Annotated in this window: 9 protein-coding genes; 2 read left to right on the forward strand and 7 right to left on the reverse strand. The window is 54.4% G+C overall.

What is annotated here, in order from left to right; translation table 11 throughout:
* From QZ197_RS12140 to QZ197_RS12155, 4 genes are all read right to left on the reverse strand, one after another.
* The coding region (locus QZ197_RS12140; protein ID WP_296432255.1) for a Crp/Fnr family transcriptional regulator at positions 1-599 on the reverse strand (599 nt) is incomplete at its 3' end.
* Between the two features lie 616 nt (positions 600-1,215).
* The gene (locus QZ197_RS12145) at positions 1,216-1,770 is read right to left on the reverse strand and encodes a CIA30 family protein (protein ID WP_296432257.1); all 555 of its coding nucleotides are present in this window, start codon (positions 1,768-1,770) and stop codon (positions 1,216-1,218) included.
* A gap of 91 nt (positions 1,771-1,861) precedes the next feature.
* Positions 1,862-2,338, reverse strand: a complete 477-nt coding sequence (locus tag QZ197_RS12150) for a hypothetical protein (protein WP_296432258.1) — start codon at positions 2,336-2,338, stop codon at positions 1,862-1,864.
* 108 nt (positions 2,339-2,446) lie between these two features.
* Positions 2,447-6,895, reverse strand: a complete 4,449-nt coding sequence (locus QZ197_RS12155; protein ID WP_296432261.1) for a chemotaxis protein CheB — start codon at positions 6,893-6,895, stop codon at positions 2,447-2,449.
* 156 nt (positions 6,896-7,051) lie between these two features.
* Between QZ197_RS12155 and QZ197_RS12160 the strand changes: the two genes are divergently transcribed.
* Positions 7,052-7,483 carry a DUF2267 domain-containing protein gene (locus QZ197_RS12160; RefSeq protein WP_296432262.1) on the forward strand — a complete coding sequence of 144 codons (432 nt, stop codon included), beginning with the start codon at positions 7,052-7,054 and terminating at the stop codon, positions 7,481-7,483.
* 342 nt (positions 7,484-7,825) lie between these two features.
* Here QZ197_RS12160 and QZ197_RS12165 read toward each other — a convergent pair whose 3' ends face one another.
* Genes QZ197_RS12165 through QZ197_RS12175 form a run of 3 tightly spaced genes read right to left on the reverse strand, consistent with a single transcriptional unit; the run spans position 7,826 to position 9,647 of the window.
* Entirely contained in the window at positions 7,826-8,155 is a 330-nt protein-coding gene (locus QZ197_RS12165) for a chaperone modulator CbpM (RefSeq protein WP_296432263.1), read from the reverse strand.
* The gene (locus QZ197_RS12170; protein ID WP_296432265.1) at positions 8,155-9,087 is read right to left on the reverse strand and encodes a DnaJ C-terminal domain-containing protein; all 933 of its coding nucleotides are present in this window, start codon (positions 9,085-9,087) and stop codon (positions 8,155-8,157) included. Before QZ197_RS12170 ends, QZ197_RS12165 begins: the two co-directional genes overlap by 1 nt.
* Positions 9,084-9,647, reverse strand: a complete 564-nt coding sequence (locus QZ197_RS12175; protein ID WP_296432267.1) for a hypothetical protein — start codon at positions 9,645-9,647, stop codon at positions 9,084-9,086. The genes QZ197_RS12170 and QZ197_RS12175 overlap by 4 nt, the downstream gene beginning before the upstream one ends.
* Positions 9,648-9,764: 117 nt before the next feature.
* Between QZ197_RS12175 and QZ197_RS12180 the strand changes: the two genes are divergently transcribed.
* The gene (locus tag QZ197_RS12180; RefSeq protein WP_296432269.1) at positions 9,765-10,040 is read left to right on the forward strand and encodes a hypothetical protein; all 276 of its coding nucleotides are present in this window, start codon (positions 9,765-9,767) and stop codon (positions 10,038-10,040) included.
* Positions 10,041-10,249 lie beyond the last annotated feature (209 nt).

The following is a 10,249-nucleotide window of genomic DNA, read 5'->3' on the forward strand; positions in this document are numbered from 1 at the left end:
CCCAAAGTCCGGCACACATGAACCGAAGACAAACCGACAAAATCGCCAAGAATGCGCTGGTTCATGGGAATGTGATATTTTCCGTCACGGGCCTGACCAAGGGCCTCTAGGCGGACGTTCAACTCCAGCAAAGCATAGGCCATGCGCATCGCCGCGCGCCCGCGCCCCAACCGCAACATCCGTTCAGCCATCCGCGACCGTGACGCCGCGCGAATGGCCTTGGATATCCGGTCAAGATCCGGTCGCTGCAGCTTGATCGCGTCCCAAGCGGCCACCGGAACAAGTGCGACGCTGGCTTGCGACACAGCTTCGATCGTTACAGAAGACACCGGTCCTCCGGCCTCGATGATCTCGCCTTGCAGCGCCAAATCAACGATCTGGCTTTCACCATCCGGCAGTGACTTTGATAACGAAAGCCAGCCGCCAAGCACACATGTAACCGAATTTGTCTTGTCACCTTCGATGATGATTGGCTGACCGGGCTTTATGTTGCGACAGTGTAGTTTAAGGGTCTTTTCAAGCTGATCTGACGCCCCTTGATGAGCCGTTACAGAGTATTCAACCCGTGCCCCAAAGATATGACCGACTGCTTGCGACATGTGCGCCCCCCTCATTTCCGAGTTCAAGAAGATCAGGTCGCAAAGCGTACATAAGACTGTCGGCCCGATTCGACTCTTAGTCTTGCAGCACGGTAAAAACTCGAATTGATAAAACGCAATTGAACGATGGGTCTTTGCCCGTTGTTAAAGCCGCTGAAGCGTCGGGGTGGCATGGTGATTTCCAGACACAACAATTGCCCAACGAGGCGACCATGCATCCGATTGCACCCAACCAAAACAGCAAGAAATCGCTGCACTCAAGAACCACTGTTGGCGGAGCTAAAGCACCCCACACTGTCTTGCACAGCGTTTCGGATTGGGTTGACCTATGTGCGCATTGTGCAAAATTTCACAATTTCTCTGAACACCCTAGCGACGTGAATATCTTGCCGTTCAATAGCAGTCAAAAATCATAAGTCTAAACGCAAGATGCGCCGCCATTCGCGGCGCACCGTGCCGGGACCGTGGCGCTGGTTTTATCATCTTTTGCCATTTCGATATCTCCTTTGCTGCGTTTTTTTGATCCAAATGTCGGCACAAAAAATGATCGCAAGCCCAGAGTGTCGCCGCATCAACAGTGGTAAATGCCCCATAAAGGACACCACGCAGCAAGCGCCTAGTAAAACCCGACGGCGCGGACGGACAGATCGGCATCGTGATCACGCCCAAAGGCCACAATTGCAAGGCTGCGCACCGCTTTGGAAACCGGCGTTTCGCGCAAGAACCCGCCAGACGCGACGAAGGTTTCAAACGGAATGCGGACCTCTTGCCAGTCCTGCGTCACCTCGAAAGGTGCTTGATAATACTGCCAAGGCAGGAGCGTTCCCGACGTGCGAAGATGCACAAAATATGTCTGATCATTGCCGCGCACATTCAAGATCACACCGCGTGTGTCAGCAGGCAAGGCTTCGTCCAGTTTCGTGCGCGCCTGAATAAAGCCGCCACGGTTGGCTGTGCTGACCTTGCCGGTCAGACGCAACACGGGCTGGCCTGCGACCTGCTCGAAACTGGCCCTGCCTTGCGAAACACCGCCCATGACCTGATCGCTGAAATAATCCCAGCGCGATTGATCAGATAATGAAAACTGGGTCATTGCGTCCTCGGCATTTGCAAACACAGGGAACATTAACACAATCGGCAGCAACAGTTTGCGGAGTTGGGTCAACAGCATGTGTCGTCCTTGCTTTGGTTTTGTCAGATAAGAGCTATTTGGTGACTTGGTACGGCCCATTTCAACCCTAGACCGAAGCAATAGAGCCATATCAAGGATAGTTGATGCACCTCTCAATCGCGCGGTTGCGGTGGGTCAGGGTGACATCAACCTGCACCTTAGACGCACGGGTGCGAAACTCATCTATCAGTGCTTCGACCAGTCGCAAAAAGCAGGCATTGCGGCGTTCCGCCTGCCCCATCCCGCTCAATGATATCGCGGGCGTCAAAAGGCTAAAGTGGCACCGCGCAGCCAGACAAAGTCGCTGTGCCGTGTGCAGACATTCGTGTGTATCCAGACAGTCCCAGAACGCTTCGGTTTGGGGGCTTCCAAAGGTCAGCAACACCTGCGAGCCTGCATCAACCAACACAGTTTCGAACAAAACCCTGCCAGAGGTTTCCTCAAAGATCACCACATCGATACCATCATCAAACCCAAGGTCGGTCATTTCGACAGCCAAGCGCGATTGCCTTGCGATCGGGGCGCTCTGTGCACGAAAAAACCCGTGTTCGGTAAAATTAAACTGCATCGACCGTCTCCGCATACGGGGCAAACCAACGATGGTTCGCCGACCGCTTGAATATAGGTTAGCTACAGGTGTTGCGATTGATATTTCGCAAAAAGCCAAGTCGGAATGTCAGGGTTTTTCGTCCAAGAGGGCGCGCAGACCCTTTGACAAAGTGTCGATATTATAAGGTTTGCGCAGCACGGGATACGGCGCATCCTTTGCTTTGGGGGCAAATCCTGTTGCCAGAATAACCTTCAGCGACGGGTAAAGCACGCTTACGTTATCAGCCAGTTCAAGTCCGTCCATTCCCCCAGGCATGACGATATCGGACAGCATCAGGGCGACATCATCGCGCACTTCCAACTGTTCCAATGCCGCAGCGCCGCTTTCGGCCTCAACCACCACATAACCAAGGTGTTCAAGGCGCTTGCGGGTTAGATTGCGCACTTTCCGGTCATCTTCGACAAGCAAAACAACTTCGCCGATAGGACTTGTAGGTGTCGCAGTGGCGGCTTGTGACATGGGCGGTGTAGCTTTTTCAATCGCGATTGCTGGCAAATAAAGCTTTACGACTGTGCCTTCGCCAACCGCACTGTCCAGCGTGACATCGCCGCCGCTTTCGCGGGCCCAGCGGTACATCATCGGAAGGCCCAAACCTGTCCCGCGACCTACTTCTTTGGTTGTGAAAAACGGCTCGAAGACGCGGTCTAGTACCTCGGAAGACATCCCTATGCCTTCGTCGCGCACCGAAATGGCAACGTAGTGGCCAGGTACAAGTCTGGCTTTGTCTTCAAGGGTTTGCCCTTTCTCAAGCACCATGTTTTGCGCGGTAATCACGAGTTTTCCACCGTCAGGCATCGCATCGCGCGCATTGATCGAGAGATTCAGCATTGCATTCTGGATCTGGCTTTCGTCAGCCATCACCCGCTTAAGATCATCGTCCAAGTCAGTCGTGAGCGTGATTTGCCCACCCAATGTGCGTTGCAGCAGCGGCGAGAGGTCGTCGATAACGCGCGCCAAATTCAGAGGTTCAGGGGCTAGCGTCTGCTTCTTTGAAAACAGCAATAATTTTGCAACCAGTGCCGCGCCAATATTTGCGGCCTCCAGTGCCTCGTCCAAAATCGCATCGCGGTCGGGGCTGTCGGGGAGCATTTCTACAAGTTCAAGATTGCCGATCACGACCGTAAGCAGGTTGTTGAAATCATGCGCAATGCCACCCGTAAACTGGCCCACTGCCTCCAATTTCTGGGCTTGTTCCAGCTGTTTTCGGCTTTCCCGTTCAGCAGTCAAATCGCGAATAACCCCCAGAAACTGGCGACTAGCGCCCATCTCTAATTCGGATACTGTCAAATGGACTGGTACAGTTGCACCAGATTTGTGGCGGGCATCCAATGCACGGCCTTTGCCGATGATCCTTTTTTCTCCGGTTTCAAGGAAAGTAGCCATGCAATTATTGTGGCTTTCCCGGCCTGTTTCAGGGATCAACATATTCACCTTGCGACCCACGACCTCGGATTGGGTATAGCCCAGAATTTCCGCCGAAGACGGGCTGTAACTGGTCACGATACCCTTTGCATCCGTGGTGATAATCGCTTCTGGCACCGCGTTCAAAATGGCCTTTAGCCACGCCTCGCGGTCAAGCAGTGCCTGTCGCGCTTGCTTTTGCTCTGTGACGTTGTCCAAGGCCACGAGGATCAAGTCACCTTCTGTATGGTCATTGGCCAATTTTCGAACATCCAGAACCAAATCTGTACGGCCTTTGCCCGCGACGTCAATCTGCAGGCTGAACGCCTCGAAAGGCCGATCATCGGGCAGGACGCGCTCAAGATTGCGGCGCAGTTCAGGGATATCCCATTGACCTTTGGACAAAGAAAACAGGCTTTTGCCGACGACAGTACTGTCTGACGTGTTGAAAAGTTGGTGAAAGGAGCGATTGGCCCAGACCAATTCCAGATCAGCGTTCAGCGCCAGCAAAGGAGCGCGTACTGTATTGACAATATTTTCGGCGAAACGCTGCGCCATAAGGGTCCTGTCCTGCAAATCCTTAAGGTCGGACACATCGGAATAAGTGACCACGACACCGTTTATTTTATCATCTTGCGTGCGGTAGGGCAGGATTTGGCGGTTGTACCATTTGCCGTTTTGTGCGCGCACCTCGACCAAAACTGGCACAAGTGTTTCTTGCACCTGCGCGATGTCACCAAACAAGGCAGCGTCGTCGATCTTGCTGGTGATATCACTGATCGGGCGCCCGATATCTGCGCTAATCAGGTTGAATAATGCGCGTGTTGTGGGCGTAAAGCGCATGATCTGTCGTTCGCGGTTCAAGAACAGCGTGGCGACCCCGGAACTGGCCAGCAAATTGTTCAGATCATCCGACAGGTGCCGCTCTGCATCGATCTTTTGCTGAAGTTGCGTGTTCAGCGTAGTTAGTTCCTCGTTCAGCGATTGCAGCTCTTCCTTCGAGGTTTCCAATTCTTCATTCGTCGACTGGAACTCTTCGTTCATCGACATGGCTTCTTCGTTGCTGGCCTTCAATTCTTCGGTCGAGCGTTCGTAGTCGCGGATCGTGTTGCGCAGATCGGTGCGAGTTTTTTCCAGCTCTTGTTCCAGCAGGTTATTTGCGGCGTAATCACCAGCATGCTCGGTCGTCGTTTGGGCAGGCGGCACTTGGTCCTGAAAGGTCACAAGGTACATCCGCGTGCTATCAATCAAAACCGGATGGGCCTGTATTTCGACGGTCACGCTGACGCCATCGCGCTTGACCGTAGCCATGCGGCTAGCGACTTCACCCGTTTCACGCGCAGCGCGCAGCACAGATGATATGCGCGTACGCAACCCGTCGCGCGCCATCGCTAGCAAATCACGGCTGGATTCGCCTGACGGCACTTTGATATATTTGTCCGTGCGCCCGTCCAAATAAAGGGTTTCGCCAGTATCATCCACCAAGACAGCGGCGGGGCTATAGTGTTCGGTCAGTATTTTTTGACTTGCCTCTGCCAGCCGCACCCCGTTGGGCAGGCTTTGTTTGAACAACCGAGGAGTGATACCACTGTGCATCTGGCGATCGGCTATGCCCGAGATAGGCAGATGATGCGCGCGTGACGGGCCGACACGTTTGAAAACGCGGCATTGTTTGGACAACGGTTGAAACAGCGTGTTGCTCTCGCCCACAGTTTCCGACATGCCCAAAAACAGCACACCGCCATCGTTTAGCGCAAAGTGGAACAGCTCCAACACGCGGTCCTGTGCTTCGGGGGTGAGGTAAATCAACAGATTGCGACACGAAATCATGTCCAGTTTGGAAAATGGCGCATCCGACAGCAGGTTCTGATTGGCAAAGACGACCGTATCGCGCAACTCTGGCGTCACGCGGTAGCTGTGATCTTCTTTGATGAAAAACCGGTCCAGACGCTGTTGCGACACGTTTGCCTCGATGGAATCGGGATAGATGCCGGTACGCGCAGCAGCCAAGGCGTAGTCATCGACATCAGATGCGAAAATCTGGATTTTTATGTCTTTGCGCAGCTCCGAGATACGTTCGATCAGCAGCATGGCGATTGAATAGGCTTCTTCGCCCGTCGCACAGCCCGGCACCCAGATCCGAACAGCCTGTCCTGCCGCGTGTGATGCGATTAAATCCGGGACAACCGATTTTTCGAGCCAAGCATAGGCTTGCGGGTCACGAAAGAACGATGTGACGCTGATCAGCAAATCACGGCACAAGGCTTCGGCCTCGTCCGGCGAGTCCATTAGTAGGGCATGATAATCCACCGAGTCTTGCAAATGCCGTAGCACCATGCGCCTTTCGATCCGGCGCAAAAGCGTGCCTTCTTTATAGAGGTCAAAGTTGATCGGAGAATGCGCTTTGAGGGTCGCGACTATCCCTGACAAGGACGGACGGGCGTTTTCACCAAATGCGGCCTCGGGCTTCGATGATTTGACAAAGGCGTGATTGGCAAAGCCGGATATGATCGTCGGCATCTGCGCGATTGGGACGATATGATCGGCGTGCCCTGTCGCGATCGCGCTACGCGGCATACCGCCCTGCTGGGCCTGCGCTGGGTCCTGCACCAGAACGATACCGCCCTGCACCTTGATCTCGGCGATGCCAGCGGACCCATCGGTACCTGTCCCGCTCAGGATTACGGCAACTGCATTGCGTCCCTGATCTTGGGCTAGCGACGTCAGGAACCTGTTGATCGGCAGGCGTGTCCCGCGTTTGTCCGTCGGTTCTGACAGGCGCAGCACGCCTTTTTCAATCTCCATGTAGCGATTTGGCGGGATGACATACACATGATCGCAAGCAACGACCATGCCGTCTTCGGCCATATGCACCGGCATTTTCGTTTGTCGGCCCAACAGTTCCGCCATCAAGCTTTTGTGCGTCGGGTCTACATGGTGCACGAGGACATAGGCCATGCCGCTATCAGGCGCGGTCGCCTTTAAAAAAGCCGTGAACGCCTCTAGGCCTCCGGCCGACGCACCCAAGCCCACAATGGGAAAGGGTTTCGCTTTTACCTTGGCCGTTGTTTTGCGCGTGCCTGACTTTGTTGCTGGCGTTTTCTTTCCGGTCATCTGTGATCCTCGCCGCTCTTGTGGTTCCAGCATACCAGTAAGTGCGGCTTTGGCGACCCTGTAAAGGTACACGCGCTACGCTTGATTTTTGTCAAAATACGCAGAGCCATCAGGCGCTAAAATGTGATGGTAAGTGTCCCAAACAGGAGAGCCCACATGTCCGCCACAGGATTGGAAGTTCTAGATCGCACATGGCATAAAACGCACGAATGGGTGAACGATCTAAGGGATCGGCTAGGCTGGAGTAGCGATCGCGATGCATTGCGTTTGTTGCGCGCAACACTGCACCAAATCCGTGATCGGGTGCATGTGAATGAGACGGCACAGCTTTCGGCGCAGCTTCCTATCATGATCCGGGGTATGTTCTTTGAAGGGTGGCAGCCGCATCTGGTGCCTTTGCGTGGGCACCGTGCAAGCGATTTCATCACAGCGATCGAACACCATGTCGGCGATATGATGGAATTTCGTGGCCAACAGGACATCATAACTGTCCTCAAACTTCTCAATGCCCGCATTTCACCGGGACAGATCAACGACATTCGCGGGAACTTGCCTGAAGACATCCGCGCTTTGTGGCCAGAACCATAAGGCGCTGCGCTTCCATAGCAGCGCACCCAACACCCGGCCGCCATCCAACGGGAAGGCGGGCCCCAGATTGAACAGCGCCAGATAAACAAGGATCGCGATCAGCGCCTCTAGCAGGCCAAAGGCTGCCATCATCAACGCCGCGATCAAGAGCCAGCTTGGGTCGATCTTTACATCAAAGCCCCGCAGCGACACCTGTCTGAACGATCTGGAAAGCACTGCGCACTTCTTGGAAAAGCATGCCCTAGGGTACGGCTTCGAGACACTGATAAATTAACAAATCTCAAAAACAGAATGCGGAACAGATGAGTCTGCAGTCTATTTGACTTGTGCCAAAAATCTCCCTTACCGAGATGATCCCGTGCGATATGCTGCGACAATTGCTTGCCTGATTTCGTCCGGTTGCGTATCCACAGCCCCCACCAAGCCGCGTAACTCGCGGCGTAATCCGTGGATCTGATCTAGTAACGACAGGACGACCGGAACCGCATCATCGGGCAGCGACATATCCTCGCGAAGATCACATACAAGCCGGATACGCGCCACATCCAGATCATCAAAGACCGGCCCACCGTCACTATTGGCGGGCCTGACCCACCCCATTTCGACCCATAGCCTCAGTTCTTTCAGGTGCAGGCGGCGCACGGTGGCGACGACATCGCGTTCATCCAGCATCACAAATCCTTCCAAAGTTTGGCGCGCGGATCGGCGGTGACATGATCGCGCCAACGCTGGGCGATCGCTTCCATTTCCGCATCAGGTTTTGGTGGTGTCACAATCTTAAGCCGGACATACTGATCACCCGCCGTCCCCTTGGCTGGCTTAACGCCCCTGCCCTTCAGCCGCAGTCGTTGCCCGGTCGACGCGCCTTTGGGAATGGTCATCGACACCTTTCCAGATAACGTCGGTACATCAATTTTCGCGCCCAATACCGCCTCGTCAAAGCCGATCGGCAGATCAACCTCGACGTCATTTCCATCGCGGGTAAAAACCGGATGCGCAGCCACCGCGATCTCGACCAAGGCGTCACCTGCAGGCCCGCCACCGACCCCCGGCTGGCCTTTGCCCCGCAACCGCAAGGTCTGGCCGTCGCGCACACCCGCAGGAATGGTCAGATCAATTGTCGTCCCGTCTGGCAAAGGCACAGCGCGTTTGCCCCCTACAGCCGCGTCCATAAAGCTGACCTGCAAATGATAACGCGTATCACCACCACGCGCGGCAAACCCCTGCGAGCGGCCTGTTCTAGCTTGCGCACGCGCCCCAAACAGATCAGAAAAAACACCCGACAGATCTTCAAAATCGCCATACCCCGCAGATGAATCGTAACGCCCTTGCGGGTCCGCTGCGGCATGTTCACGATAGTACTGCCTTTGCGGGCGTTCCTGCCCGCTGGCGTCAATCTCGCCTGCATCAAAGCGTTTGCGCGTTTCCGCATCACCCACAATATCATTGGCCGCCGTTACGGCCTGAAACTGGGCTTGCTTGACCTTGTCGCCGGGGTGCAAATCAGGATGCAGGGATTTCGCTAGTTTGCGATAAGCCTTTTTAATCTCGGCCTGAGAGGCACCTTTGGCGACGCCAAGAACCTTGTATGGATCATCAGTCATTCATTGCGACCTTCGGTGTTGCGTGCGCCGCGCCGCACAGACCTTGGGCGGAATGCGGGTTCAAGCATTGTTTCGTTTTCCTGCAGACGGCTAGCAGCTTTATCAATAATATCGCGATGATCAGGCAGGAATTCCAGTGCCTGAACGAAAACTTCACGAAAGACCGTGCGCAGAGTATCAGCATCCGTCTTGTCGATGCATGCAATTTTAGCAAAGGTCATGGATGATCTCCAGTTGTGGCGAGCCCCAGCAAAAATTTGTGGGCCGCTCTTCAAGAACCGTAGCAACAGCGACAGGCTCGCGTAGAAGTCCAAGAGACCCGCGCGCTGCAGATAGCTGTTGAGGGTGATGTTGGCGGCACTTTCCAGTCCGTTGTGGCGCAGATCGACCATCAGAAACGCCAAATCATAATGCACACCACGCTTGATCTTGTCGGCGGTCGACCCGCTTGGAAATACGACAGCGCTATGCGTACGAATAATTCCGACTGGGACATGGACCGGCAGGTTCCTTTCGTCTGAAAGGAATGAAATCACCTCTGCTTGGGATTGCTCGTTCATTCAAATGCCCTGTCCTTAAGCGTATTTCGCAGGGGTTGTCCCGCAATGCACCATACGTACCGCCGTCGACGCTAAACGACTTTTGCACCCCTGTTGTTGACGGATGTTAATGAGCGCATGGCAATGAATGGTGAATTCTCAATATTGACGCGACCGCCACTTAAACGGTTCGCAAGGTCACTGAAAAACACATTAAAAAACAAAGCAACGGATGCCGACTATGAAAACGAGATACGCGCCGAACTCGCAGCACTCCTAAAATCTTTGGGCGAGTATAGCAAAGCGCGGACAGATAGTCTGCAAGGCAGCGCCGCCGATTTCACCGAAGAAACGCTGGATGATTTGCGCCGCAAGGCCATAAGGTCTGGCCAGAAGGTGCCGCGCTTCGCATAGAACATAGAGTCCAATGCTTGCGAGCATCCGTTGCTGCCCTGCAGGCAAAATTTGTAAAACGGGGGCCGGTTCCCGCAGCACCTTCCAGACACGCTTTCAAACCGTCATTCTTGTTCTTATGATCTGCCAGTAAACCCAGCAGGAAGACCAACCACATGTCCTTACCTCAAATCCTGCTTTTCGCTGTTCTTGCGGCCATGATGGGGCTG

It is taken from the genome of Yoonia sp. (assembly GCF_017854415.1).
Classification (GTDB): Bacteria; Pseudomonadota; Alphaproteobacteria; order Rhodobacterales; family Rhodobacteraceae; genus Yoonia.

What these genes read in the sequence shown, in the direction of transcription:
- QZ197_RS12145 (WP_296432257.1), bottom strand. Translation starts at nt 1,770, where the DNA reads ATGCTGTTGACCCAACTCCGCAAACTGTTGCTGCCGATTGTGTTAATG.
- QZ197_RS12160 (WP_296432262.1), top strand. Translation starts at nt 7,052, where the DNA reads ATGTCCGCCACAGGATTGGAAGTTCTAGATCGCACATGGCATAAAACG.
- QZ197_RS12155 (WP_296432261.1), bottom strand. Translation starts at nt 6,895, where the DNA reads ATGACCGGAAAGAAAACGCCAGCAACAAAGTCAGGCACGCGCAAAACA.
- QZ197_RS12180 (WP_296432269.1), top strand. Translation starts at nt 9,765, where the DNA reads ATGGCAATGAATGGTGAATTCTCAATATTGACGCGACCGCCACTTAAA.
- QZ197_RS12165 (WP_296432263.1), bottom strand. Translation starts at nt 8,155, where the DNA reads ATGCTGGATGAACGCGATGTCGTCGCCACCGTGCGCCGCCTGCACCTG.
- QZ197_RS12170 (WP_296432265.1), bottom strand. Translation starts at nt 9,087, where the DNA reads ATGACTGATGATCCATACAAGGTTCTTGGCGTCGCCAAAGGTGCCTCT.
- QZ197_RS12150 (WP_296432258.1), bottom strand. Translation starts at nt 2,338, where the DNA reads ATGCAGTTTAATTTTACCGAACACGGGTTTTTTCGTGCACAGAGCGCC.
- QZ197_RS12175 (WP_296432267.1), bottom strand. Translation starts at nt 9,647, where the DNA reads ATGAACGAGCAATCCCAAGCAGAGGTGATTTCATTCCTTTCAGACGAA.